At 61.8% G+C, this 24,652-nt stretch carries 24 protein-coding genes and 1 pseudogene; 5 read left to right on the forward strand and 20 right to left on the reverse strand.

The window, feature by feature from the left end; genetic code table 11:
* Window positions 1-24: 24 nt before the first annotated feature.
* The 10 genes and pseudogenes from J3P76_RS01920 to ubiE form a co-directional block, all read right to left on the reverse strand.
* Window positions 25-1,941 carry a methyl-accepting chemotaxis protein gene (locus J3P76_RS01920; protein WP_434561092.1) on the reverse strand — a complete coding sequence of 639 codons (1,917 nt, stop codon included), beginning with the start codon at window positions 1,939-1,941 and terminating at the stop codon, window positions 25-27.
* 119 nt (window positions 1,942-2,060) lie between these two features.
* Complete coding sequence (locus J3P76_RS01925; protein ID WP_420767021.1) at window positions 2,061-2,768, reverse strand: 16S rRNA (uracil(1498)-N(3))-methyltransferase; 708 nt, start codon at window positions 2,766-2,768, stop codon at window positions 2,061-2,063.
* Complete coding sequence (tatC, locus tag J3P76_RS01930) at window positions 2,765-3,559, reverse strand: twin-arginine translocase subunit TatC (RefSeq protein WP_420767022.1); 795 nt, start codon at window positions 3,557-3,559, stop codon at window positions 2,765-2,767. The genes J3P76_RS01925 and tatC overlap by 4 nt, the downstream gene beginning before the upstream one ends.
* Complete coding sequence (gene tatB, locus J3P76_RS01935) at window positions 3,556-3,969, reverse strand: Sec-independent protein translocase protein TatB (protein WP_420767023.1); 414 nt, start codon at window positions 3,967-3,969, stop codon at window positions 3,556-3,558. The genes tatC and tatB overlap by 4 nt, the downstream gene beginning before the upstream one ends.
* 10 nt (window positions 3,970-3,979) lie before the next feature.
* A complete protein-coding gene (locus J3P76_RS01940; protein ID WP_420767024.1) occupies window positions 3,980-4,267 on the reverse strand; it encodes a twin-arginine translocase TatA/TatE family subunit in 288 nt (95 codons plus the stop codon).
* A gap of 24 nt (window positions 4,268-4,291) precedes the next feature.
* Window positions 4,292-4,624: a phosphoribosyl-ATP diphosphatase gene (locus J3P76_RS01945; protein WP_047699744.1), complete on the reverse strand. Its 333-nt coding sequence runs from the start codon at window positions 4,622-4,624 to the stop codon at window positions 4,292-4,294.
* Complete coding sequence (hisI, locus tag J3P76_RS01950) at window positions 4,617-5,015, reverse strand: phosphoribosyl-AMP cyclohydrolase (protein ID WP_420767025.1); 399 nt, start codon at window positions 5,013-5,015, stop codon at window positions 4,617-4,619. Before hisI ends, J3P76_RS01945 begins: the two co-directional genes overlap by 8 nt.
* A gap of 125 nt (window positions 5,016-5,140) precedes the next feature.
* Window positions 5,141-6,745, reverse strand: a complete 1,605-nt coding sequence (ubiB, locus tag J3P76_RS01955) for a ubiquinone biosynthesis regulatory protein kinase UbiB (protein ID WP_420767026.1) — start codon at window positions 6,743-6,745, stop codon at window positions 5,141-5,143.
* Window positions 6,742-7,366: pseudogene (locus J3P76_RS01960) on the reverse strand (ubiquinone biosynthesis accessory factor UbiJ). Before J3P76_RS01960 ends, ubiB begins: the two are co-directional and overlap by 4 nt.
* Complete coding sequence (ubiE, locus tag J3P76_RS01965) at window positions 7,366-8,136, reverse strand: bifunctional demethylmenaquinone methyltransferase/2-methoxy-6-polyprenyl-1,4-benzoquinol methylase UbiE (RefSeq protein WP_420767027.1); 771 nt, start codon at window positions 8,134-8,136, stop codon at window positions 7,366-7,368. Before ubiE ends, J3P76_RS01960 begins: the two are co-directional and overlap by 1 nt.
* A 154-nt stretch (window positions 8,137-8,290) precedes the next feature.
* On the opposite strand from ubiE, the gene J3P76_RS01970 reads away from it, so the two are divergent.
* The 3 genes from J3P76_RS01970 to J3P76_RS01980 all read left to right on the forward strand — a co-directional run bounded on the left by J3P76_RS01970 (window position 8,291) and on the right by J3P76_RS01980 (window position 10,175).
* On the forward strand, window positions 8,291-8,566 hold the full coding sequence (locus J3P76_RS01970) for a polyhydroxyalkanoic acid system family protein (RefSeq protein ID WP_420767028.1): 276 nt from the start codon (window positions 8,291-8,293) through the stop codon (window positions 8,564-8,566).
* Window positions 8,567-8,824: 258 nt separating this feature from the next.
* On the forward strand, window positions 8,825-9,247 hold the full coding sequence (locus J3P76_RS01975; RefSeq protein WP_420767029.1) for a phasin family protein: 423 nt from the start codon (window positions 8,825-8,827) through the stop codon (window positions 9,245-9,247).
* 10 nt (window positions 9,248-9,257) lie between these two features.
* The gene (locus tag J3P76_RS01980; RefSeq protein WP_434701447.1) at window positions 9,258-10,175 is read left to right on the forward strand and encodes a phasin family protein; all 918 of its coding nucleotides are present in this window, start codon (window positions 9,258-9,260) and stop codon (window positions 10,173-10,175) included.
* A 202-nt stretch (window positions 10,176-10,377) separates the two neighbouring features.
* On the opposite strand, the gene J3P76_RS01985 is transcribed toward J3P76_RS01980, so the two are convergent.
* From J3P76_RS01985 to J3P76_RS02030, 10 genes are all read right to left on the reverse strand, one after another.
* On the reverse strand, window positions 10,378-10,998 hold the full coding sequence (locus J3P76_RS01985) for a TetR/AcrR family transcriptional regulator (RefSeq protein ID WP_434701448.1): 621 nt from the start codon (window positions 10,996-10,998) through the stop codon (window positions 10,378-10,380).
* 57 nt (window positions 10,999-11,055) lie between these two features.
* Window positions 11,056-12,738, reverse strand: a complete 1,683-nt coding sequence (phaC, locus tag J3P76_RS01990; RefSeq protein ID WP_434608211.1) for a class II poly(R)-hydroxyalkanoic acid synthase — start codon at window positions 12,736-12,738, stop codon at window positions 11,056-11,058.
* Between the two features lie 111 nt (window positions 12,739-12,849).
* Window positions 12,850-13,707, reverse strand: a complete 858-nt coding sequence (gene phaZ, locus J3P76_RS01995; protein ID WP_039592414.1) for a poly(3-hydroxyalkanoate) depolymerase — start codon at window positions 13,705-13,707, stop codon at window positions 12,850-12,852.
* Window positions 13,708-13,807: 100 nt separating this feature from the next.
* Window positions 13,808-15,487, reverse strand: coding sequence for a class II poly(R)-hydroxyalkanoic acid synthase (gene phaC / locus J3P76_RS02000; protein WP_434701450.1), 1,680 nt, complete (start codon window positions 15,485-15,487; stop codon window positions 13,808-13,810).
* Between the two features lie 278 nt (window positions 15,488-15,765).
* Window positions 15,766-16,143, reverse strand: coding sequence for a gamma-butyrobetaine hydroxylase-like domain-containing protein (locus J3P76_RS02005; protein WP_420767033.1), 378 nt, complete (start codon window positions 16,141-16,143; stop codon window positions 15,766-15,768).
* A 167-nt stretch (window positions 16,144-16,310) separates the two neighbouring features.
* On the reverse strand, window positions 16,311-17,648 hold the full coding sequence (gene hslU / locus J3P76_RS02010; RefSeq protein ID WP_039592417.1) for an ATP-dependent protease ATPase subunit HslU: 1,338 nt from the start codon (window positions 17,646-17,648) through the stop codon (window positions 16,311-16,313).
* A gap of 43 nt (window positions 17,649-17,691) precedes the next feature.
* Window positions 17,692-18,222, reverse strand: a complete 531-nt coding sequence (gene hslV, locus J3P76_RS02015; RefSeq protein ID WP_007968352.1) for an ATP-dependent protease subunit HslV — start codon at window positions 18,220-18,222, stop codon at window positions 17,692-17,694.
* Window positions 18,223-18,413: 191 nt separating this feature from the next.
* Window positions 18,414-19,118 carry an SPOR domain-containing protein gene (locus tag J3P76_RS02020; RefSeq protein WP_420767034.1) on the reverse strand — a complete coding sequence of 235 codons (705 nt, stop codon included), beginning with the start codon at window positions 19,116-19,118 and terminating at the stop codon, window positions 18,414-18,416.
* Between the two features lies 1 nt (window position 19,119).
* Window positions 19,120-20,856 carry an arginine--tRNA ligase gene (argS, locus tag J3P76_RS02025; protein WP_420767035.1) on the reverse strand — a complete coding sequence of 579 codons (1,737 nt, stop codon included), beginning with the start codon at window positions 20,854-20,856 and terminating at the stop codon, window positions 19,120-19,122.
* 209 nt (window positions 20,857-21,065) lie between these two features.
* Window positions 21,066-23,285 carry a primosomal protein N' gene (locus J3P76_RS02030; protein WP_434608207.1) on the reverse strand — a complete coding sequence of 740 codons (2,220 nt, stop codon included), beginning with the start codon at window positions 23,283-23,285 and terminating at the stop codon, window positions 21,066-21,068.
* 272 nt (window positions 23,286-23,557) lie between these two features.
* On the opposite strand from J3P76_RS02030, the gene rpmE reads away from it, so the two are divergent.
* Both rpmE and J3P76_RS02040 read left to right on the forward strand, forming a co-directional pair.
* The gene (gene rpmE / locus J3P76_RS02035; protein WP_305497356.1) at window positions 23,558-23,782 is read left to right on the forward strand and encodes a 50S ribosomal protein L31; all 225 of its coding nucleotides are present in this window, start codon (window positions 23,558-23,560) and stop codon (window positions 23,780-23,782) included.
* A 41-nt stretch (window positions 23,783-23,823) separates the two neighbouring features.
* Complete coding sequence (locus tag J3P76_RS02040) at window positions 23,824-24,606, forward strand: thermonuclease family protein (protein ID WP_420767037.1); 783 nt, start codon at window positions 23,824-23,826, stop codon at window positions 24,604-24,606.
* Window positions 24,607-24,652 lie beyond the last annotated feature (46 nt).

Here is a 24,652-nt window from a genome sequence, read left to right on the forward strand (position 1 = left end):
CGCGAGCAAGCCCTCTAGTCCAAGTTAAACCCTGAACCGCCCCACCAACGTTTGCAAGTGAACCCCCAGCCGCGCCAGTTCAGCGCTCGAAGCTGCGGTTTCCTCGCTGGACGACGCTGTCTGCTCCGACACATCACGCACATTCAGCACGCTGCGGTTGATCTCCTCAGCGACGGCGCTTTGCTGTTCGGCAGCCGCGGCGATCTGTTGGTTCATCGACTGGATCGCCGACACCGTGCGCGTGATGTTCTCCAGTGAGCCCCCGGCGCGGCGGGTCAGTTCGACGCTGCTGTCGGTCAGGCTGCGGCTGTTGTCCATGATGGTCGCGACCTGTTCGGTACCGTTTTGCAAACCGACGATCAGCTCTTCGATTTCTTCGGTGGATTTCTGGGTGCGTTGGGCCAGGCTGCGAACCTCGTCAGCCACCACGGCGAAGCCTCGCCCGGCTTCACCAGCACGGGCTGCCTCGATGGCTGCGTTGAGGGCCAGCAGGTTGGTTTGCTGGGCCACGGACTTGATCACGTCCAGGACGCTGCCGATCTTGTCGCTTTCACGCTTCAGATCGCCCATGGCAGCGGTGGAGTTGCCCACCTCTTTAGCCAGGCGCTCGATCTGAGCGATGGCTTCGCCAACCACCTTGTCGCCTTCACGGGCCTGTTGGTCGGCTGCGACGGCGGCTTCGGAAGCTTCCTCGGCGTTGCGGGCCACTTCCTGCACCGTGGCGGTCATCTCATGCATGGCCGTGGCAACCTGATCGGTTTCCACTTTTTGACTGTTGACCCCGGCGCTTGTCTGCTCGGTCACGGCGGAGAGTTGGTCAGCGGCGCTGGCAATCTGGGTGACGCCTTCACCGATGCCACCGATCAGCTGCCGCAAGCCCACGGTCATGCGTTGCATGGCCCGTTGCAGTTGGCCGAGTTCGTCGCGGCGGTCAGACGTGAGGTTGTGGGTGAGGTCGCCTGCGGCGACGCGTTCCGCCACCTTCAGCGTCTCATCCAGCGGGCCGACAATCTGGCGGGTAATGACCAGGGCAGCGACCACGCCAAACAACAGGGCCAGGGCGGCGGCTGCGATCAGGACGGTCTTGGCTTGAGCGGTGTCGTGGTCGCGCACGGCGGTCTGGGACACGGTGAGTTTCTGGCTGGAATCGATCAATACCTGGCCTTGCTCGATCATGCGCTGCAGCGCAGCGCCGTTGTCGAGCTGGGAATCACGAAACTGGCTGACCGCCGCTCGATAGACATTCATCGAGTCGCTGGCCTGCTGAAGTTTGTCGGCGTGCTCCTCGGGCAACTGGGCTGGCAAGCGTGCCAGCAGTTTCAGGACATCGGTGATTGCGTCGATGGCCGGTTGCTGGGCCTCGCTTTTGCCGCTGTAGGTGTAGCCGCGAACCTGATAGCGCGCCTGTTGGATCGCCTTGCTCAGGGTCACTATGTTGTTGAACTGGGCAATATCGCCGCCTTGCAGCAGCGATTTTTCTACCTCGGCGACGCGGGCCACGGTGTTGTCGGCGCTGGCGCCCAGTTTGCTGCGGGCATCTTCGCGGCTGACGGTGGCGCTGGTCATCAGCTCGAAAGCACTTCTGTATTCGGCGACGGCGGCCAATTGCTGGTCGACCAGCGCAACGTCCGCCGGCCGTTCAATCAACTCGCGAGCAGTCTTCAGCCCGGCTTCGAGTTTGCCGAGCAGGTCGTTGACCTGTTGCGGCCCTTTCTCGCCTCGGGTGTTGTTGTAGTCGGTGCTGGCCAGGTTCAGGTCCTTGCTCAAGTCATTGAGACTGGCAATGAACCCCAGCTTGTCGCCCCGGCTGATGACATTGCCCAGGCCGGACCAACCGGTGAATGCAATCATCAAGGTGAGGAACAGCACGAGGCCGAAGCCCGCGCCGAGTTTGCGATTGACGCTTACATTTCCCAGACCCTGGGCAAGCCACCGGAACATGCTGATACTCCCTTGGAGCGTTTATATTGGTTTTATGGGGACTGTATCGGCGGCTTTGGTGGGTTCTGTAGGCGTTTGCCGAGATTTCGTGGCGAGGTGTCTGTCAGCGTGTTGCAGGGTCAGAACAACCGCGCCAGCAGGGCAGTGACGGCGGTCTCGACCCGCAGGATCCGGTCGCCCAGCTGCACCGGCTGCAGGCCGGCCTTGCCCAGCAGGTCGATCTCGTAAGGAATCCAGCCACCTTCCGGGCCGATTGCCAGGGTCACCGGTTCCGTCAGTGCCCGGGGGCAAGGCGGATGATTGCCGGGGTGGCCGACCAACCCGAGGGTGCCATCGACGATGGCCGGCAGGCGATCCTCGACGAAGGGCTTGAAGCGCTTTTCGATGACGATCTCAGGCAGCACGCTGTCCCGGGCCTGCTCGAGGCCCAGGATCAATTGCTCGCGAATGGCTTCGGGCTCCAGGAATGGCGTCTGCCAGAAGCTTTTCTCCACGCGGTAACTGTTGACCAGTACCACACGCGGCACGCCCATGGTCGCCACGGTCTGGAACACTCGCCTGAGCATCTTCGGCCGCGGCAATGCCAGTACCAGCGTCAGCGGCAATTTGGCTGGCGGTGGCTGGTCGAGGGTCACTTGCAGTTCGGCCTCGCGAGGGTCCAGGCGCAGCACCTGGGCGGAGCCCATCAAGCCGTCGATGCGGCCGACCCGCAGGCTGTCGCCGACAATACAGCGATGGACTTCCTGCATATGGGTCAACCGACGGTCGCTCAGGACGACGCGGTCAGGCCCGATGAAATCGGCCTCTTCGAGCAGCAGCAGGTTCACGCTTGGGTCGCTGGCGGCTGGTCGTTGTGATCATCGACGGGCTGGTCCTCAGGCTCTTCCCGGCGCTTGCGCACCAGGCCGCCGAACAGGATGCCGATTTCAAACAGCAGCCACATCGGTACCGCCAGCAAGGTCTGGGAGAAGATGTCCGGTGGTGTGAGGATCATGCCGACCACAAAGCAGCCGATGATCACGTACGGGCGGATCTTCTTCAGGTAGGCGACATCGACCACGCCGATCCACACCAGCAGCACCACCGCCACGGGGATCTCGAACGCCACGCCGAAGGCGAAGAACAGCGTCATGACGAAATCCAGGTAGCTGGTGATGTCGGTCATCATTTCCACGCCCGCCGGGGTGGCGGCGGCGAAGAATTTGAAGATCAGCGGAAACACGAAGAAGTAGGCGAAGGCCATGCCCGTGTAGAACAGCAGGATGCTCGACACCAGCAGCGGCACGGCGATGCGTTTTTCGTGCTTGTACAGGCCCGGTGCGATGAAGCCCCAGATCTGATGCAGGATCACCGGGATCGCCAGGAACAGCGAGACCATCATCGTCAACTTCAGCGGCGTCAGGAACGGCGACGACACGTCGGTGGCGATCATCGTCGCACCCACCGGCAGGTACTCGCGCAGCGGCGTGGAGACGAAGGTGTAGATCTGCTGGGTGAAGGCAAACAGCCCGGCGAAGATAACGAAAACCGCCGCGACGCAACGCAGCAGGCGGGTGCGCAACTCGGTGAGGTGCGATACCAGCGGCATTGGCTGGTCGTTTTCAGGAATATCGCTCATGGGGCTCGCGGCGGCAAAGTGGGATCGTTGGGAGTCGGTGTCGTCGCAGGCGCCGGATCGACCGGTTTAACCGGTTCAGCCACCGCTGGCGAGGCTTCGACAGCCGGTGCCTGGGGTGCGGTCGTCGGCTCGGCCACAGGCTGGACCGGCGTCGGCTCCTGTTGGGTCGGCGTGAAGATTTTTCGCGCTTCCTGTTCCAGCGACAGGATGTGTTCGTTGTGCAGTTGCCGACGGATGTCGTCGGCACCGATTTCACGTTCAACTTCCTGTTTGATCGCATTGAAGCTGCGCTTCAGGCGGCCGATCCACAGGCCGGCGGTACGCGCAGCGCCCGGCAGGCGCTCGGGACCCAGCACCAGCAGGGCAACGAGGCCGACGAGCAGCAGTTCAGTGAAGCTGATCCCAAACATTAGTCAGTGCTCACGAGTCTTTGCGGGTTGGCTCTTCGACTTTCTGGGCCTGCACGTCGATGGTGTTCGGTGCATTCACAGGCTGTGTGGCCTGCGGGTGGACCGGTTGGGCCGGTGGCACGGGTTGAGCCTGGTTGGTCGTGGTGTCGGCCGGTTTCTCGTCATCGTTCATGGCCTTGCGAAAACCCTTGATCGACTCACCGACATCGGTGCCGAGGTTCTTTAATTTCTTGGTGCCGAACACCAGCACCACGACCACCAGAATGACGACCCAGTGTTTCCAATCAAAAATACCCATGTGGTTATTCCTCTCAAGAATTGATCAGGCGGATGGGCGCGAGGCTTTCTCGACGTGCCCGGACAGACCGAAGCGACGGTCCAGTTCATCCAGTACAGCCTGGGGATGCTGCCCCAGCTGGGCCAGCATCACCAGGCTGTGAAACCAAAGGTCGGCGGTCTCGTAGATCACGTCGCTGCAGTCTCCGCTGACGGCGGCGTCCTTGGCGGCGATGATGGTCTCGACCGATTCTTCGCCGACCTTTTCCAGAATCTTGTTCAAGCCCTTGTGGTACAGGCTGGCGACATAGGAGCTGTCGGCCGCTGCGCCCTTGCGCTCTTCCAGCACCTGGGCCAGGCGGGTCAGGGTGTCACTCATGGGTATGTCCTGAATAGATGGCATGCGGGTCCTTGAGCACCGGGTCGACGGTTTTCCAGTCGCCGTTCTCGAAGACTCGATAGAAGCAGCTTTGACGGCCGGTATGGCAGGCAATTTCTCCGACCTGCTCGACCATCAGGATGATGACGTCACCGTCGCAATCCAGGCGCATCTCATGCAGGTGCTGCACATGCCCGGACTCTTCGCCCTTGCGCCACAGCTTGCCACGGGAACGTGACCAATAGATGGCGCGATTCTCGGCAGCGGTCAGCGCCAGTGCCTCGTGGTTCATCCAGGCCATCATCAACACGCGCCCGGTCTTGTGATCCTGGGCGATGGCCGGCACCAGGCCGTCGGCGTCCCATTTGATCTCGTCCTGCCAGTTTTTCATCTTCGGTCCTGACGGCAGCTTCAAGCTTCCAGCTGCAAGTAAAAGCGATTCTGTGTAGGGGTTGAGTGATAGGTCCAACCGTTTGAGCTCGCGGCTTGCAGCTTATCGCTTGCAGCTGTTTCGTGCTATCGGCGAACGACCAGATACAAACCAACGGCCACCATGACGCCGGCGGGCCAATGGCCCAGTTGGCTCAACGGCCCACCGGCCGCCAGCACCGCGCCGCCACCCAGGTGGGCCGCGCCGAGCAAACGCAGGAACCAGTCGTCCCGACGGCGTTTCCATGGTGGAGCGGGGTCGTTGGCGTGGGGTTGGGACATGCGTTCGAGCAGGTCGCGGGTCATGTTGGCCAGGTGCGGGAGCTGTTCGAATTGGCTCTGGACGTTGCCCAGCAAGGCTTTCGGGCTCATCCGCTCGCGCATCCAGCGTTCGAGGAAGGGCTGGGCGGTGTTCCAAAGGTCCAGGTCCGGGTACAGCTGGCGGCCGAGGCCTTCGATGTTCAACAGCGTTTTTTGCAGCAGTACCAGCTGCGGCTGAACTTCCATGTTGAAGCGTCGCGCGGTCTGGAACAGGCGCATCAGGACCTGGCCGAAGGAAATATCCTTTAATGGTTTTTCAAAGATCGGCTCGCACACAGTGCGTATCGCCGCTTCGAATTCGTTGAGCTTGGTTTCGGCGGGCACCCAGCCCGAGTCGATGTGCAACTGCGCGACGCGGCGATAATCGCGCTTGAAGAAGGCGAACAGGTTGCGGGCCAGGTAGTCCTGGTCCTCGGGGGTGAGGCTGCCGACGATGCCGCAGTCGATCGCAATGTACTGCGGGCTCCACGGCTGCACCGTACTGACGAAAATGTTGCCTGGGTGCATGTCGGCGTGGAAGAAACTGTCGCGAAACACCTGGGTGAAGAAAATTTCCACACCGCGCTCGGCAAGCAGTTTCATGTCGGTGCGCTGGTCGGCCAGGGTCGCCAGGTCGGTGACCTGGATGCCGTAGATGCGCTCCATCACCAAGACTTTCGGCCGGCACCAGTCCCAATAGACTTGCGGCACATAGAGCAGCGGCGAGCCTTCGAAGTTGCGACGCAGTTGGCTTGCGTTGGCGGCCTCGCGCAGCAGGTCGAGTTCGTCGTAGATGGTCTTTTCGTAATCCTGGACGACGTCCACCGGGTGCAGCAGGCGCGCGTCGGCAGACAACCGCTCGGCGGCGCGGGCAAGAATGAACAGCCACGCCAGGTCCTGGGCGATGATCGGCTTCAGGCCGGGACGAATCACCTTGACCACCACTTCTTCACCCGTCTTGAGCTGGGCGGCGTGGACCTGGGCGACCGACGCCGAGGCCAGGGGCTCGACATCGAAGCGACTGAAGACCTCGCTGATCTTCTTGCCCAATTGCCCTTCGATCAGCGCCACCGATAACTTCGAGTCGAACGGCGGCACGCGGTCTTGCAACAGCATCAGCTCATCGGCGATGTCTTCGGGCAACAGGTCGCGACGGGTCGAGAGGATCTGCCCGAACTTGATGAAGATTGGCCCCAGGTCCTGCAAGGCCAGGCGCAAGCGTGCGCCGCGAGTCAGGTCCAGGGTACGCCGGGGGAACCAGCGCCATGGCAACACAAAGCGCAGCGCCAGGAGGAACCAGGGCAGCGGCAAGGCGAACAGCAGGTCATCGAGGCGGTAGCGGATCACGACGCGCTGGATGCGCAACAGACGGCGGACGGCAAGCAGCTTCATGCGTTATCGCTTGGATTCAAGGGATCGGGAAAGGCGCTCGAAACGCGCCTCGAGACGTTCCAGGTCAAGCTTGACCTGGTCCAGTTCATCAAAACGGGCCTGGGCCTCGCGTTGGCCCACGAGGGTACGCGATTCTTCGGCCAGGTATTCACTCAGATTCTGTCCCAGGCTGGCAAAGCCCTGGCGGTACCAGCGGCTGCGGCTGCGCAGGTGACCGCTGAGCAATTGGGTCGCCACCGGACCGATCCAGCGGGACACTTCGTATTCCCAGTCCAGCTCCAGGTCCTGAAGGATCGCCGCCAGCTCCAGCAGCACACCGCTGTCGCCGTCGAGCTCGACGTCCGGGCCGTGCAGCACGGCGGTCTTGTTCTTGCTCAGCGCTAGCTCCAGCAGGCTCGATGCCGGGGCTCGCAGCGTGCAATCGGCTTCGGCTTCCCAATGGGCGGCGAGCATCAGGCCTTCATCGCTGGGCAGGATAAACAGTTGCAATGCCGGGTTGCGGCAGTCGACAGCGATCACCTTGCCACTCAAGCGCGCCAGGCGCACCGGCGCCGTACTGTCCAGGCGCAGGACTCGGTTGATCCCGAGTTCCACGCTGGCGAGCAGGCCGGTGAGCAACATCAGGGCTTGATACCGCGGTGTAGGGCGACGATGCCTGAAGTCATGTTGTGATAGGTCACCCGGTCGAAACCGGCCTCGACCATCATCGACTTCAGTGTTTCCTGGTCCGGATGCATGCGGATCGATTCGGCCAGGTAGCGATAGCTTTCCGCATCGTTGGTGATCAGCTTGCCCATCAGCGGCATGAAGGCGAACGAATAGGCGTCATAGGCCTTGGACATCAGCGCATTGGTCGGCTTGGAGAATTCCAGCACCAGCAACCGGCCACCAGGCTTGAGCACGCGCAACATCGAGCGCAGGGCGTCTTCCTTGTGGGTCACGTTGCGCAGGCCGAAGGCGATCGTCACGCAGTCGAAGTGGTTATCCGGGAAAGGCAGCTTTTCGGCATCGGCCTGGACGAACTCGACGTTGCCGGCCACACCCAGGTCCAGCAGGCGGTCGCGGCCGACCTTGAGCATGGACTCGTTGATGTCGGCGAGCACCACGTGGCCGGTCGGGCCGACGATGTGGGAGAACTTCCTGGTCAGGTCGCCCGTGCCACCGGCGATATCCAGCACGCGGTTGCCGCTGCGCACGCCCGACAGCTCGATCGCGAAACGCTTCCAGAGACGATGCATGCCGCCCGAAAGCAAGTCGTTCATCAAGTCATACTTGGCCGCCACCGAGTGGAAAACCTCAGCGACTTTTTCCGCCTTCTGGCTTTCCGGCACGTTCTTGAAGCCGAAGTGAGTGGTGGGTTCGGCATCGCTGCCTTTGCGCTGATCAGTCATATCGCTGTCACCAAAAAAGAATGCGGGACATTCTAATCCCGGTGGAGGGCTTTGTCTTGGCAAGGCTGCAGGTAAGATGAACCATCGCCCGGACGTTTTGACGCAGGCAGGGTCTGAACGTTCAGGCAAGTCTCGATCAAGCAGGAGTTATCAGATGGCCCGTATAACGGTTGAACGTGAACATGGCTTGGGCAAGGAAGCGGCCCGTGAAAAGGCTGAGAAGTTGGCGCAGAAACTGTCCGACAGCTATGGCCTGGAGCCCACGTGGGAAGGCGACACGCTGAAGCTCAAGCGCTCCGGGGTCAAGGGCGAAGTGCATGTAGGCGAGGATTCGATTCGCGTCGATGTGGAGTTGGGCATGTTGATGTCGGCCATGAGCGGCACGATCAAGGGGGAAATCGAAAAGGCGCTGGATAAGGCGTTGGCTTGATTGATTGGAAACGCGCAAAACTTAAGTTGAGCAAAATCTCCTGTGGGAGCGAGCCTGCTCGCGAAAGCGGTGTGCCATTCAATACTGATGTCGCTGATACCCTGCATTCGCGAGCAGGCTCGCTCCCACATTGGAAATCAGATGTCTCGGGATTTGTGTCGGTTGTTAGGGTGCCGTTTCTAATTATTGCCACTACTTTGTGCCTGAGCCCGTCCGTGTGCGGGCAGTTCCTCAAACCTTTTTCGAGTGAGGTGCACCATGGCCAAAGTTATCCTGAAGAAAAAAACGGACGTTGAATCTTCCACGCTGAGCGACGTGAAAACGTATGCGCGCAAGATCTGGCTAGCGGGCCTGGGCGCCTATACAAAGGTCGGCCAGGAAGGCAGCGAGTACTTCCAGGAGTTGGTAAAGGCTGGCGAAGTAGTTGAAACCAAAGGCAAAAAGAAGATTGCCGGGAAACTTGAAGCGGCCAATAGCGAACTGATCGAAGCCAAGTCCGAGGTCAATACGTTCAAGGCCAGGGTCGAAGTTCAACTCGACAAAGTCGAGAAAGTATTCGACGCGCGTGTTGCAAGTGCCTTGAATCGTATCGGCATTCCGTCTAAACATGACGTTGAGGCACTCTCTGCTAAGCTCGATGAGCTGACGGCATTGCTCGAACGTGTCGCGCGTAAACATTAAGGAGAACGGGATGGCTGGCAAAAAAATCACCGAAAAAGAAGGCAGCTCGTGGGCCGGGAAGATTGAAAAGTACTCCCGCAAAATCTGGCTTGCTGGTTTAGGCGTGTACTCGAAGATCGACACTGACGGCAGCAAACTCTTCGAGTCCCTGGTAAAGGACGGCGAGAAAGCCGAAAAACTCACCAAGACGGCAGTCGGCAAGCAAGTCGACGCAGCCAAGGACTCTGCCGAGTCCGCCAAGTCGCGCATCAGCGGCGCGAAGGACCGTGCGTTGGGCACATGGGGTGAGCTGGAAGGGGCTTTTGACAAGCGCCTGAACAGCGCGATCTCCCGTCTGGGCGTGCCCAGCCGCAATGAAGTCAAGGAACTGCACAACAAGGTCGACACTCTGACCAGGCAGATCGAAAAACTCACCGGGGCCAAGGTCACACCGGTTGCGACCAAGGCTACGGCAACCAAGACGGCGGCGGTCAAGCCTGCGGCGAAGGCGGCGGCCAAGACACTGGTCAAGGCGGCGGCCAAGCCTGTGGCAAAAGTGGCGGCCAAGCCTGCGGCCAAAACCGCAGCGGCCAAACCAGCTGCGAAGGCAGCGGCCAAGCCGGTAGCAACCAAGGCTGCGGCTAAACCCGCAGCTAAACCGGCGGCCAAAACCGCCGCAGCCAAACCGGCTACCGCCAAACCGGCAGCCAAGCCAGCGGCAAAAGCGGCGGCCAAACCTGCGGCCAAGGCAGCAGCGAAACCCGCAGCGGCCAAGAAGCCGGCCGTGAAGAAACCGGCTGCATCAAAAGCGGCTGCACCGAAGGCGCCAACCGCCGCCGCCAAACCGGCAACAGCTCCGGTGAGCACGGCGAACTCCGCCTCCGCTCCAACCCCGGTGGCCACGCCAACATCTACGCCGACTCCATCTACGCCTCCCACCCAGTCCTGATCTACAGAGCTGAAAAAAACGCCCGGCCTGTAATGGCCGGGTTTTTTTTGCGCCATAGAACCCTACTGTGGGAGCGAGCTTGCTCGCGATGGCGGTGTGCCGGTACACATTGTCGTTGAATGTGCCGCAGCCATCGCGAGCAGGCTCGCTCCCACAATGGGTATGCCACTGCCACTGCCACTGCCACTGCCACTGCCGTTCGTTATTCGTGCTCTTCCAGATACCGCAACGCCATTTGCTCGGTGGCGACCTTGATCGCCAGCGGCAGGTGTGGCGCCACCAGCATCATGACTTGATAGACCACCAGGCGAACGTCGCCTTCGCGATCCAGGATCCGCTGGTAGTCCAGGGAAAACAGCAGGGTCATGGTGACCTGTTCCACCAGTTGCCCCAACGCCTGGGTGTCGCTGACCAACAACCCCTGGGCCTTGAGTTGCGCCAGCAATGAGGCCAGGGTTCGCTTCAGCGCGTTGAGCAACTGGCGAATACCCTTGGCCAGCTTCGGCAGGCGCCCGGCGAGGTTCGACAGGTCCTGGAACAAAAATCGGTACTGAGCGAGGCGTTCAACGATCAGGTGCAGGAACAGCCAATAGTCCTCCGGCGCCAGCTGTGCATCGGCAGGTGGGTCCAACAGTGGCGCCAGCTCGGCCCGGAATCGCTCGAACAATCCGAGTATCAGCGGTTCCTTGCCGTGGAAGTGGTAATACAGGTTGCCGGGGCTGATGCCCATTTCGTTGGCGACTTCCATGGTGGAAACGTTCGGCTCGCCCTTTTCGTTGAATAACTGCAGGGCACATTCAAGGATACGGTCGCGGGTCTTCATCCGGTCTTCTTTATGGTGAGTCGTGCCACGGTCCGCGATGCGGCCGTGGTGAGGCCTTCAGCGCACCCGTACATAGTTTCCGGGCGCGGCTTCCAGAGGCGGATATTTGCTGTTGCCCAGCGCCATGACCGTTTCGCGCTGTTCGCCGGAGCGTTCCTGGATCCAGCCCAGCCACTGGGGCCACCAGCTCCCCTCGACGTGCTTGGCGTCGTAGTACCAAGCCCTGGGGTCGCTGCTCAGCTTCGGGTTCTCGATGTAGTTGGCCTTGGGGTTGCCCGGCGGGTTGAGAATGCTCTGCACGTGACCGCTGTTGGACAGCACGAAACGGCGGTCGCCCCCCAGCAGCAGCGTGGAGCGGTACACCGCGTCCCATGGGGTGATGTGGTCGTTGATGCCCGCCACGCTGAAGCTGTCCACCGTGACTTTTTGCAAATCGATCGGCGTGCCGCACACCTCCAGCGCGCCCGGGCGGGTCAGCGGGTTGTGCTTGAAAAAGTCCAGCAGATCGCCGTGGTACGCCGCCGGAAGCCGAGTGCAGTCGTTGTTCCAGTACAGGATGTCGAACGCCGGCGGCTCCTTGCCCAGCAAGTAGTTATTGACGAAATAACTCCATATCAGGTCGTTGGGGCGCATCCAGGCGAATACGCGGGCCATGTCGCGCCCGTCGAGAATGCCTCGCTGGTAGGAGCGACGCTTGGCGGCTTCGAGAGTCTGTTCGTCGATGAACAACGTTGCCGGGCTTTCCATCTCGCTGTCCAGCAGGCTGACCAGGTACGTCGCACTGGCGACCCGGCGCAGCTGGCGCTTGGCCTGCAAATGGCCTTGCAGGGCGGCGATGGTCATGCCGCCGGCGCAGGCGCCCAACAGGTTGACTTCCCGTGCGCCGGTGATCGCCCGGCAGACGTTCATGGCTTCTTGCGTCGCCTCGACATAGCTGGACAGGCCCCATTCACGATGGCGAACGTCGGGGTTGCGCCAACTGATGATGAAGACCTGCAAGCCGTTTTTCAGGGCGTATTGGACGAGGCTATTTGAGGGGCTGAGGTCGAAGATGTAGAACTTGTTGATCTGCGGCGGCACGATCAGCACTGGCGTGGCGAATTGCTTTTCGCTCATCGGTTTGTACTGGATCAGTTCCAGCAGCTCGTTGCGAAACACCACCGCACCGGGTGTGGTTGCCAGGGTCTTGCCGACTTCGAAAGCCTGGGGCGTGACCTGCCGGGGCAGCCCATCGTTGTGCAGCAGGTCGTCCACCAGGTGGCTGATGCCACGAATCAGGCTGGTGCCGCCGGAGTTGAACAGTTCCTTGATCGCCAGCGGATTGAGCAACGTATTGGAGGGCGACACCGCGTCGTTGAGCAGGGAGAAGGTGAAATGGGCACGGGCGCGATCGTCCTCGCTCATGTCGCTTTCGTCGATCCAGCTCCTGACCTGCTTTTGCCAGCTCAGATAGGCTTGCAGGCTACGACGATAGAATGGATTGAGCTGCCAGGTGGGGTCGGCGAAGCGCTTGTCGTTGGGGTTGGTGGGGTGCAGCGTTTCGCCCAGCAGCACGCGCCCCAGTTGACTGCCCAGCCGCAACGCATGCCGGGCGCTGTGCACCGGATTGCACAAGCCATGAGCGGCGACGTTGCGCAAGGTAGAAAGCAGGTCCCTGCCGCGCAGGCCGGTGACCGCGCTTTGTGCATTGATGAAACTGGCAGGGGCGGGCATGGAACCCTTCGCCGGTTTGTCGCGCATGAGTCAACTCCTTCGTCATCAGGCTAAAAACAAACACACCGAACCAGACAACATAGACGCTGTTTCGGGTAGTTGCGTGATCCGGCGTCCTGCCAGGCGCAATGGGCGGTGTCAGCCGCCACCCAGCGGTGCGGGATGTGGGTGCATGACCGCGCGCTGACGTTCTTCCTCCAGGAATTTCATGATGATCGGTGCCACGGCCTCGGCCCGGGTGATCAGGAACAGATGGCCGTCATCGATGATGTGCAACTGAGAATTGGGAATGCGCCAGGCCAGCATGCGCATGTTGATCAGGGGAATCAGCGGGTCGTCGTCTCCGGCCAGGATCAGGGTTGGCTGGTGGATCTTGTGCAGCCAGTGGATGCTGGTCCAGCCAAGGCCCGCGAAAAGCTGCCAGTAATAACCGAGCTTGCCGGCCGAACGCACCTTGGCCGCGTGACGGGCCGCCAGGCTTGGGTCGCGGCGGAACGAGCCGCCGTAGATCAGTGGAGCGATGCGCATGACATGTGACGGCTGCACGTAGCGCCGGGGGCTGGCCATCATCCACAGCACCTTCGGCTTGCCGGGCACCATGACCGCGCCGGCGGCCGTGGCGGCGAGCACCAGCTTCTTGCAGCGCTCCGGATAGTCGTGGGCGAACTGCTGCGCCAGGGCGCCGCCCCAGGACACGCCGATCACGTTCACCTGCCCGTAGTCCAGGTAATCGAGCATCCGCGCGGTGAGCTTGGCCAGGCCGGGAAAGCGATACGGCCGGCTCGGTGTAGACGAACCGCCGACCCCGGGCACATCGAAGGCGATCACTTCCAGGTCCGGGTCCAGCGCCTCTATGAATGGGAAGACCAGCTCCAGGTTGGCGCCGATGCCGTTGAAAATCAGCAGCGGGGTCAAATGGGGCTTGCCGGGACGTACCGCGGTGCGCAAGGTCTGGCCATCCAGGTCGACGGTACGGAAGATGTACGGTTGCGGCATGCTTCAAGCCCTGGGGTTAAAAAAGCAGAATGGCAGCTTCAAGCTTCAAGCTTCAAGCTTCAAGCTTCAAGTTAAGGCGCTTGTAGCATGAAGCTCACAGCTATCTTTCATGCACGTAAGTGCCCGGCGCCGCCTCACCGGCCACGTAGGTCTTGTTACCCAGCACCAAGGGCGCTTTCTTCAGCTTGCCCGAGCGCTCGGCCTGCCAGGCTTGCCAGTGCAGCCACCAGGAGTCGGTGTGCTTGGTGGAGTTTTCCATCCAGTCCTCGGCCTTGGCCGGCATGTCCTCGCTGGTCATGTAGCGCGACTTGGGGTTGCCCGGCGGGTTGAGGATGCTCTGGATGTGGCCGCTGCTCGACAACACGAAATCAACCTTGCCGCCAAACAGCTGCGCCGACTTGTAGCAGGACTTCCACGGCGTGATGTGGTCGTTGGTGCCGGCCAGGGAAAAGATGTCGGCAGTGACCTGCTTGAGGTCGATCGGCGTGCCGCATACTTCCAGTGCATTGGGGCGGGTCAGCGGGTTGTTCTTGAACATCTCGATGAGGTCGCCATGGAACGCCGCCGGCAGTCGCGTGGTGTCGTTGTTCCAGAAGAGAATGTCGAACACCGGTGGTTCGTTGCCCAGCAGGTAGTTGTTGACCCAGTAATTCCAGATCAGGTCGTTGGGACGCATCCAGGCGAAGACCTTGGCCATGTCGCGGCCTTCCAGTACGCCGGCCTGGTAGGAATGGCGCTTGGCCGCTTCCAGGGTCTGCTCGTCGACGAACAGGGCCACGTCGGTGTCCAGGGTCGTGTCCAGCACACTCACCAGCAGCGTCAGGGCATTGACCTTCTTCTCGCCGAGCGCGGCGTAATGGCCCAGCAGCGCGGTGCAGGTGATGCCGCCCGAGCAGGCGCCCAGCATGTTGACGTCCTTGCTGCCGGTGATGGCCGTGACAACGTCCACCGCTTCCTTGAGCGCTTCGATATAAGTCGACAGGCCCCACTCGCGCTGCGCCTTGGTGGGGTTGCGCCAACTGATGATGAATGTCTGCACGTTGCTGCGCAGGCAGAAGCGCGCCAGGCTCTTATCCGGGCTCAGGTCGAATACATAGAACTTGTTGATTTGCGGCGGGACCACCAGCAGCGGCCGCTCATGCACCTGCTCGGTGATGGGGCGGTACTGGATCAGCTCCAGCACATCGTTGCGAAACACCACGGCGCCTTCCGTCACGCCCAGGCTCTTGCCGACTTCGAAGGCGCCCATGTCGACCTGGCTCGGCATACCGCCGTTGTGTACCAAGTCTTTTGCCAGGTGGGACAAACCGTCGAGCAGGCTCTTGCCGCCGGTTTCGAAGAAGCGCTTGACCGCCGCCGGGTTGGCCGCCGAGTTGGTCGGGGCCATCGCCTCGGTCATCAGGTTGATCACGAAATGCCCGCGGCTGATGTCCTGGGGCGAGAGGCTGCTGTCGTCGATCCAGGCGTGCAGCTCCTTGCGCCACGCCAGGTAGGTTTGCAGGTAGCGTTTGTAGAGCGGGTTCTGGCTCCAGGCCGGATCGGCGAAACGACGGTCGTCGCTGGTGGGCTGCAACACGGACTTGCCGAACAGGACCTTCCTCAGCTCAGCGCCGAAATGGGCCACATGCTTGACGCTGTGAAGGGGTTGTCTGATGGTCTGGGTCAGCACCATCCGGGCAGAGGCCAGCAGGTCCTTCCTGCGCAAGCCGACGACGGGATTCAAGCCCAGGGTGTTTTCCGAGGCTTGGTATTTCAACTCATCGTTGTTCTTGTTGCTCATCTACGACGCTCCATTGTCCTTCAGACGAGTACCGGGGCCGTGCCTTGAAGCCGCAAGGCCAATACCAGGTACGCTGCTCGGGGTGACCATTAATTCCGCATCGAGGGCAATGAGGAAACGTGTGCCAGGAACTCGCCGGTTCCTTTGCAGGGAACTTGCCAGCTCCATTGGTTACCCGAGTTTAATTTTTTTCGCAAGCAGGCCAGTCATTGACGATGCTGCGCGGGCATTCAAGCAGATGAGTCTAGAAAATTCGCCCTAAAGCGCCAGCCCTTGAGCTAGAGCATCAGCTTGACGACGGACTCGTTCGGATCGCGGGTTTTTCCGGCGGCCTTGAGCTCGGCGAGATAATCGTTCCACAGGACTTCCTGGCGCACTGCCAACTGATACAGGTAGTCCCAGGTGAACAATCCGCTGTCATGGCCGTCGTCGAAGGTCAATTTCAGTGCGTACTGGCCGGCCGGTTCAACCTTGGTCAGGCCGACGCCGAGCTTGCCGTATTGCAGGATGGGCTTGCCGTGGCCCTGGACCTCGGCGGAGGGTGAGTGCACCCGCAGGAATTCCGCTGGCAGGTGGTACTCCTCGTCTGGCGCGTACTTGAGCGTCAGGGTCTTGGAGGCTTTGTGCAGGTTGATGGCGGTGGGGAGTTTGGTCATGGCCTATGATCCGTCTCTGAAGGACGCGTTGATCTGCAAAACGACGCGGTTCATGTGGGAGCGAGCTTGCTCGCGATAGCGGTTTGACAGTCAATACAGGGATTGAATGTTGTGCCGCCATCGCGAGCAAGCTCGCTCCCACAGGTCCGGGGAAACCTGTCGGTGGCTTACAGGATATAGCGCGACAGGTCTTCGTTCTGCGCCAACTCACCCAGGTGGCTGTTGACGTACTCGGCGTCGATGCGGATCGGCGCTTCGTTGTGGGCGCTGGCCAGGTCGCCGGCGCTGAACGAGACTTCCTCGAGCAGACGCTCAAGCAGCGTGTGCAGGCGGCGGGCACCGATGTTCTCGGTCTTTTCGTTGACCTGCCAGGCGATCTGCGCCAGGCGCTTGATGCCTTCGGGCGCGAACTCGATGTTCAGGCCTTCGGTCTTGAGCAGCGCGCAGTATTGCTCGGTCAGCGACGCATGGGGCTCGCTCAGGATGCGTTCGAAATCTTCCGGCGACAGCGCCTTGAGTTCGACACGAATCGGCAAGCGGCCCTGCAACTCAGGAACCAGGTCGCTCGGCTTGCTCAGGTGGAACGCGCCGGAAGCGATGAACAGGATGTGGTCGGTCTTGACCATGCCCAGCTTGGTATTGACCGTGCAGCCTTCGATCAGCGGCAGCAGGTCGCGTTGCACGCCTTCGCGGGATACATCGGCGCCGCCGACATTGCCGCGCTTGGCGACCTTGTCGATCTCGTCGATGAACACGATGCCATGCTGCTCGACCGCTTCCAGGGCCTTGGCCTTCAACTCTTCTTCGTTGACCAGGCGGCTGGCCTCTTCATCGCGCACCAGCTTCAGCGCTTCCTTGACCTTGAGCTTGCGGCTTTTCTTCTTGCCCTTGCCCATGTTGGCGAACAGGCTCTGCAGCTGGTTGGTCATCTCTTCCATGCCCGGCGGCGCGGAGATGTCGACACCGGCCATCTCGGCCACTTCGATCTCGATCTCCTTGTCGTCCAGCTGGCCTTCGCGCAGGCGCTTGCGGAACAGTTGGCGGGTGTTGGAATCCTGTGTCGCGGCGGAGTCGGCGTTGAAGCCCATGCGCGCAGGCGGCAGAAGCGCATCGAGGATGCGTTCTTCGGCGGCGTCTTCGGCGCGATGGCGAACCTTGGTGATTTCCTGCTCACGCAGCAGCTTGATAGCGGCATCGGCCAGGTCGCGAATGATCGACTCGACGTCGCGGCCCACGTAGCCCACCTCGGTGAACTTGGTGGCCTCGACCTTGATGAATGGCGCATTGGCGAGCTTGGCCAGGCGACGGGCGATCTCGGTCTTGCCGACACCGGTCGGGCCGATCATCAGGATGTTCTTGGGTGTTACTTCGACGCGCAGTTCTTCAGGCAACTGCATCCGGCGCCAGCGGTTGCGCAGGGCAATGGCGACGGCGCGCTTGGCATCGTCCTGGCCGATGATATGGCGATTGAGTTCGTGGACGATTTCGCGGGGAGTCATGGACATAATAATTGGCGGTCCTCAAGCGGAAGTCTGGGCCTGGATGGGCTCACTCCGCGAGGTCCTGCTCCTCAATGGTCTGGGTGTGGTTGGTGAAGACACAGATGTCGCCGGCAATGCCAAGGGCTGTCTCAACGATTTCCCGGGCCGACAGGTCGGTTTTTTTCAACAGGGCGCTGGCGGCGGCCTGGGCGTAGGCCCCACCGGAACCCATGGCGATCAAGCCGTCTTCAGGCTCAACGACGTCACCGTTGCCGGTGATGATCAGCGAGGCATCCTTGTTGGCGACCGCGAGCATCGCTTCGAGGCGGCTCAGGGAGCGGTCGGTACGCCATTCCTTCGCCAGCTCGACGGCGGCGCGGATCAGGTGGCCCTGGTGTTTTTCAAGCTGGCCTTCAAAACGTTCGAACAGGGTGAAGGCATCGGCGGTGGCCCCGGCGAAACCGGCGATGACCTGGCCGTGGTACAGGCGGCGGACTTTCTTCGCGTTGCCTTTCATCACGGTGTTGCCCAGTGAAACCTGGCCGTCGCCGCCCATGACGACTTTGCCGTGACGGCGGACTGAAACGATGGTGGTCAAGGGAAGAGTCTCCACGCAGCGGGGCGAAAATGCCCGGATGGAACTCATATGGGGGTGGCGTGGGGTTTTTCAACTGCAAGGGTGCGGAGGGGATGAGTGGTCCCTCGCTGTTTTTGGCAGAGGACTTCTTTGTGGCGAGGGAGCTTGCTCCCTCGCCACAAAAGCCCCCCGGTCACAGGGTGCAGCGAAAATCAGCGGCTCTGGCGTTGTTGTAACAACAGGTTGCTGAAGCCGCTGCCGGCCAGTTGTTTCTGGGCCTTGGTCAGCTCTTCCCGATTGCTGAACGGGCCAACCAGTACCCGGTACCAGGTTTCGTCCTTCACCGTGCCGGATTCCACCGAAACCGACTGGCCCAGCAAAATGATCTGTGCCCGGACTTTGTCGGCATCGGCTTCCTTGCGGAACGAGCCGGCTTGTAAGAAGAACTTCGTCACTGGCGCAGCCTTTTGCACGGGCGGCGCGGGTGGCGGCGTGATGCCAGCCAGGGCCGCCTGGGCGCGGGCGGTGTCGATCTTGGCGGCTTCGGCCGGGGTCACCGGTGTGGCCGGCACCTGAGGCACTTGTGGTGTCGGCAGGGTTTTCTCCGGCACGGCATCGGGCGGCACGATGACTTCCGATTCCGGCAGCAGGGTATAGAAGTCGTACTTCGGCTTCACCGGTTGCGTCGGGCTCGGCGGGGTCTTGTTGGCCTCGGCGATCCGCGTGGCTTTCTGCTGCTCTTGCCGCACGCGCTTGACGTCATCGCCCTGGCCCGGCTCCAGCTTCATCAGAAAGACAATGAAAGCGCCGACGGTCAGGCCGATGGCCATCCACAACCAGCCCGGAATCGGCTTTTTGGCCGGGGGCTGGTAACGACTGGCGCCGCGTTTGGGTGCAGGTTTTTTCTTGGCGGCCAACTTACATGCGCTCCAGGGTTTCCAGGCCCAGCAGTTCCAGGCCTTGCTTGAGCGTACGTCCGGTCAGCGCGGCGAGGCGCAAGCGGCTCTGCATTTGTGCCGGGGTGTCGGCGCTGAGGATCGGGCAGTTCTCATAGAAGCTGGAGAACAGGCCAGCGACGTCGTACAGGTAGGCACACAAAGTATGCGGTGTACCTTTGTCGGCGACGTTGTTCAGCACCTCGCCGAACTGGGCCAGCCTGGCCGCGAGCTCCTGCTCGTGGGCGGCCTCGAGGACAATCTGACCCTCCACTTCGTCGAAGCGTTTGCCGAGCTTGCGGAACACCCCCGCCACGCGGGTGTAGGCGTACAACAGGTACGGCGCGGTGTTGCCTTCGAAGTTGAGCATCAGGTCGAAGTTGAAGCTGTAGTCGCTGGTGCGGTGTTTCGACAGGTCGGCGTACTTCACCGCGTCGATGCCGACGACCTTGGCAATGTTGCGCAGTTCGTCTTCGGCCAGGTCCGGGTTCTTGCCCTTGACCAAGGTGTAAGCGCGGTCCTGGGCTTCGGTCAGCAGGTCGATCAATTTTACGGTGCCGCCGTCGCGGGTCTTGAATGGGCGGCCGTCGGCGCCGTTCATGGTGCCGAAGCCCATGTGCTCCATTTCCATCGGGTGGGTCACGAAGCCAGCCAGGCGCGCCACTTCGAACACTTGCTGGAAGTGCAGGGCTTGGCGCTGGTCGACGAAATACAACACCCGATCGGCCTTGAGCACGCCGTTGCGGTAGCGTACGGCCGCCAGGTCGGTGGTGGCATAGAGGTAGCCGCCGTCGGCTTTGACGATGATCACCGGCAGGGGCTCGCCATCGGCGGTCTTGAACTGCTCCAGGAACACGCACTGGGCGCCGTTGCTTTCTACCAGCATGCCCTTGGCGCGAAGGTCGTTGACCACGTTGACCAAGTCATCGTTGTAGGCGCTCTCGCCCATCACGTCGGCCATGGTCAGCTTGACGTTCAGCAGCTCGTAGATTTTCTGGCAGTGGGACAGGGAGATGTCCTTGAACTTGGTCCACAGCGCCAGGCACTCGGCATCGCCGGCCTGCAGCTTGACCACCAGGCCACGGGCGCGGTCGGCGAATTCGGGCGATTCGTCGAAGCGTTGCTTGGCGGCGCGGTAGAAGTTTTCCAGGTCCGACAGCTCGTCGCTGGTGATGGGGTTTTCCTGCAGATAGGCCATCAGCATGCCGAACTGCGTGCCCCAGTCGCCGACGTGGTTCTGGCGGATCACGGTGTCGCCGAGAAACTCCAGCACGCGCGCCACGCCGTCGCCAATGATGGTCGAGCGCAGGTGGCCGACGTGCATTTCCTTGGCGAGGTTAGGGGCCGAGAGGTCGACTACGGTGCGCTGCAATGGCCCGGCCTTGCGTACGCCAAGGCGCGCGTCGGCCAGGGCCGCGTCGAGACGCGAGGCCAGGGCCTGGGTGTTCTGGAAGAAATTGATGAAGCCTGGGCCGGCGATATCGGCCTTGCTGACGTTCTCGTCGGCCGGCAGCGCTGCGATGATCTTTTCCGCCAGGTCGCGAGGCTTCATGCCGGCCGGCTTGGCGAGCATCATCGCGATGTTGCTGGCGAAGTCGCCGTGGGTCTTGTCGCGGGTGTTCTCGACCTGAATCGCCGGCGACAGGCCTTCTGGCAGCACACCTTCAGTGACGAGTTGAGTGATGGCTTGCTGGATGAGCTGGCGAATGGTGTCTTTCATGGTCTTCTCTTTCAACCGCAGGCGCGGCGGCGCTTCGATGCGCTGGTGGAAAAACTGGGCATTATCCGTGGCGCGGGCGAGCTTGCCAACTGTAGCGGGTTGGTTGGGGATGTGTGGTGGTTGTTCGGACGCCTTCGCGAGCCGGCTCGCTCCCACATTGAAATGAGGTTTCTGTGGGAGCGAGCCTGCTCGCGAAGGCGGCGCCTGGGTCAGTACAAATCCACCGGATCCACATCCAGCGACCAGCGCACCGCCCGCCCGCTGGGCATCTGTTCGAGCACCAGCAACCAGGCATTCAACAGCCGATGCAGCGGCGCCCGGGCATTGGCCTGCAATAAAAGCTGGGCACGATAGCGCCCGGCGCGTCGTTCCATCGGCGCTGGCACCGGGCCCAAGAGTTCGATGCCGGTGAGGTTCTGTTCCGCCAGCAGACGCTCCGCCTCGCTGCACGCTTCATCCAGAAAACCTTCAGCCTGCCCCGGTTTGTGAGCCTCGGCCCGCAACAGCGCCAGGTGGGCGAACGGTGGCAGCCCGGCGCCTCGGCGTTCGCTCAACGCCTGCTCGGCGAAGGCAAAATAGCCTTGCTCGGTCAGTTGTATCAGCAGCGGATGATCCGCCAGGTGGGTCTGGATGATCACTTTGCCTGGCTCTTCGGCGCGCCCGGCGCGGCCTGCGACCTGGACGATCAGCTGCGCCATGCGCTCGCTGGCGCGGAAATCGCCGGAAAACAGCCCGCCGTCGGCATCCAGGATCGACACCAGCGTGACACGGGGGAAGTGATGCCCCTTGGCGAGCATCTGCGTGCCCACCAGGATGCAGGGCTGGCCTTTTTGGATGGTGGCGAACAGATTGTTCATCGCATCCTTTCGGGAAGTGCTGTCGCGATCCACGCGTAGCACCGGATAGTCGGGAAACAAAATGCCCAGCCGCTCTTCGGCGCGCTCGGTGCCGGCGCCCACGGGACGCAAGTCGACTTTCCCGCATTGCGGGCAGTTCCTCGGCACACGCTCGGAGTGCCCGCAGTGGTGGCAGCGCAGTTCGCCGTAGCGTTGATGGACGGTCATTCGTGCATCACAGCGCTCGCAACCGGACATCCAGCCGCAATCATGGCACAGCAGGGTCGGGGCGAACCCCCTGCGGTTGAGGAAGACCAGGACCTGTTGCCCGGCTGCCAGGGTCTGGCCGATGGCTTGCTGCATCGGTCCGGAAATGCCGCTGTCCAGTGGACGACTTTTCACATCCAGGCGCAGGAAGCGTGGTTGCTTGGCGCCGCCGGCTCGTTCGTTGAGGCGCAGCAGGCCGTAGCGACCGGTGTAGGCGTTGTGCAGGCTTTCCAGCGAGGGCGTGGCCGAGCCAAGGACGATGGGAATGTTTTCCTGACGGGCGCGCACCAGCGCCAGATCCCGCGCGTGATAGCGCAGGCCTTCCTGCTGTTTATAAGAACCGTCGTGCTCTTCGTCGATGATGATCAGACCGGGATTTTTCATCGGTGTGAACAGCGCCGAGCGGGTGCCGATGATGATATCTGCCTCGCCGTCCCGGGCGGCGAGCCAGGCTTCCAGGCGCTCGCGATCGTTGACCGCCGAGTGCACCAGGGCGATTCGCGCATTGAAGCGTTGTTCGAAGCGCGCCAGGGTTTGTGGGCCGAGGTTGATCTCCGGGATCAGCACCAGGGCTTGTTTGCCGGCTTCGAGGGTCTGGCGGATCAGTTGCAGGTAGACCTCGGTCTTGCCGCTGCCGGTGACGCCCGCCAACAAAAAGGCGTGGTAGCTGTCGAAGCCCGCGCGAATGGCCTCGCAAGCGGCCCGTTGCTCAGCGTTGAGTGGCAGTTCCGGCTGGGCCAGCCAGTGTTCATGGCGTGCGCTCGGAGCATGCCGGCGGACTTCCACCTGGACCAGGTCCTTGGCCAACAACAGGTCGAGGCTGTCCTTACTGAGCATCAACTTGCTCAATAACGGGTGCGCCACGCCATGGGGATGCTGGGCCAGGGTCGCCAGGGCTTCGCGCTGGCGCGGTGCGCGGGCGATACGCGGATCCTCCAGCGAGGCGCCCGGTGCCGCCGACCAGAACCGCTCCTGGCGCGCCTCGGCCGGTTCGCCCTGGCGCAACAGCGCCGGCAGGGCCCAACTCAGGGTGTCACCCAGGCTGTGCTGATAATACTGGGCGGTCCACAGGCATAATTTGAGCAGCGGCGCCGGCAGCGGTGGCGTCGCATCGAGTAGGGCCAGGGCTGGCTTGAGCTTATCGACCGGCACTTCGCTTTGATCGCTGACTTCCACCAGGATGCCGATCATTTCCCGCCGGCCGAACGGCACGCGCAGACGCATGCCCGGTTGCAACTGGGCACGCGGCACTCCAGCCGGGGCGCGGTAATCGAACAGGCGGCGCAGGGGCGATGGCAAGGCGAGGCGCAGGATGGCGTCGGGCACGCGGGGATCTCGGTAAACGGACAAATTCGCAAGTCAATGTGGGAGCGAGCTTGCTCGCGATGGCGGCCTGTCAGTCAACATGCATGTGGCAGATCCACCGCTATCGCGAGCAAGCTTGCTCCCACAGGGGTGTGGTGGGGGCGAGCCTAGCAGACGGTTGGTACAAGGCATAGCTTGCGTGAATGACGATGTCTGGTAGAATCCGCGGCCTAATTACGTGCGGTATTCAACAATAGTGTTGGGTGGCGGCACGCTAGCCTGAGGAAAACACCATGAAAACCGATATCCATCCAGACTACCCAGTTGTTGCAGTCACCTGCAGCTGCGGCAACAAGTTCGAAACCCGTTCGACCTACGGCAAAGCCCTGGCGATCGACGTTTGCAACGAATGCCACCCGTTCTACACCGGTAAGCAAAAGACTCTGGATACCGGCGGTCGCGTTCAGAAGTTCGCCGATCGTTTCGGTGCTTTCGGCAAAGTTACTCCGAAAGCCTGAGGCTAATCATTTTGGAAAGTCTTTCGGGCTATTCCAGACTGATGAAAAAGGCGTCCCTTGCGGGCGCCTTTTTTGTGTCCGCGATTTGGCTTTGTGGTGCTCAGGCGTCCTGCCCTTCGCCGGGTGAGCTGCCCGAAGTGGCCGTTCAGCGGGTCGTGGACGGCGACACCGTGTACCTCGAGGACGGTCGTCGCATCCGCATGATCGGCCTCAACAGCCCGGAGCTGGGCAAGCGCGGGCGTGCTGATGAACCGTTCGCCGTGGCGGCGCACCAGCGACTCGAGGCCTTGGTGGCCGCCAGCGCCGGCCGGGTCAAGGTATTGCCGGGTCGGGACGACCGCGATGATTACGGGCGCACGCTTGCTCATGTCTACGACCGCCAGGGCCGGAACCTGGAAGAACAGTTGATTGCCGAGGGGCTGGGTTTCCTGGTGGCGGTCGCGCCGAACGTTGAGTTGGTGGAGTGTCAGCAGGCGGCGGAGCGCCAGGCGCGGCAAGCAAGGCTCGGGATCTGGAAGAAATCCCCGGTCACGCGAGCCGAGCAAATTAAGGCGCCCGGCTTTGCGTTGGTCAGCGGCCGTGTAGACAGCGTGCAACGCAATCGCGGCGGTATCTGGATCGAACTGCAAGGCGCGGTTGTCCTGCACATCGCTCCCAACCTGCAGCGCAATTTCGATGCGTCGATGTTGAAGCGCCTGCAAGGCCGGACAGTCGAGGCGCGCGGTTGGGTCATCGATCGCTCTCGACGTGGAGCTACCAAGCAGGGGCAGGCGCGATGGATGTTGCCGCTGACCGATCCGGCAATGTTGCAGCCGGTGCTCTGAGAAAATAATTGTAGACATTTCTTTGCTCGATTGTATGCATCAAGCC

The sequence above is a fragment of the Pseudomonas sp. D1-36 genome, from assembly GCF_051132205.1.
Taxonomy (GTDB): Bacteria; Pseudomonadota; Gammaproteobacteria; order Pseudomonadales; family Pseudomonadaceae; genus Aquipseudomonas.